1 protein-coding gene is annotated in these 732 nt (G+C 76.6%); it reads right to left on the bottom strand.

Features of this window, described 5'->3' with window-relative positions:
* A partial coding sequence (locus AC1DXI_RS20730) for a DUF222 domain-containing protein (protein ID WP_476940150.1) occupies positions 1-732 on the bottom strand: 732 nt, incomplete at both ends.

Here is a 732-nt window from a genome sequence, read left to right as displayed (position 1 = left end):
GCCGGAGCCACTGGCGCTGGGCCGTCGTGAGGCGGTAGCTGGTCCGGCCGATTTCCAGCGGTGCCCCGTCCCGGGGGTCGGTCAGGACCCGGTGGAAGGAGCCGGCGCCGTCTATGAGGAGGCGGCGGGCCATCGACGGCGGGATCGGACCGTACCCGTCCAGGGTGGCCGGTTCGTCCGTGGCGCCGAGCAGGGCCAGGACCGGGACGGTGACCAGGACCTGCGCCCGCGGGACCGGAACACCGCCCCCTGCCAAGCCCGCACCCGCCCCCGCACCCGTGCCGCCGGTGGTCCCGGTGCCCATGCCGCCGTCGGCCGTTCCGCCGTCTATTCCGGTGCTTTGGGTGCCGGTGGTGAGGAGCCAGGTGGCGGTGATGTCGGCGCGGAGCTGGGCCAGGGTCCGGAGCTCGTCCGGGCCCTGGAGGGCGCGGGCCGCGGCGGTGGTCCGTTCCCAGATCCCGGCGGCGGTATCGGCCGGAAGGTGCGCGGAGAGCCAGGCCATGCCGTCCCGGTCCGGGACGAACTCGACCCGCCGGTCCGCGGCGCTTGTGGCGTGGCGTGTCTCGATGCTGGCCGGGTGGTGGCGTTCGCGCCAGGTGCGTGCCTTGGCCCGGAACCGGGCCGGAACGAGGTCCCCGGCCGGGCAGCCGCGGGCCGCGTTGGGCGCGGCGGGGTCCAGGAAGTGCGCTTCGAGCCCGGCCGCGCCGGCCCGGTCCAGGCCGGCGGTTTCCC

The sequence above is a fragment of the Arthrobacter sp. P1_H7 genome, from assembly GCF_056405215.1.
The sequence above is the reverse complement of the archived record's forward strand: the minus strand, read 5'-3'. Positions and strand labels throughout refer to the sequence as shown.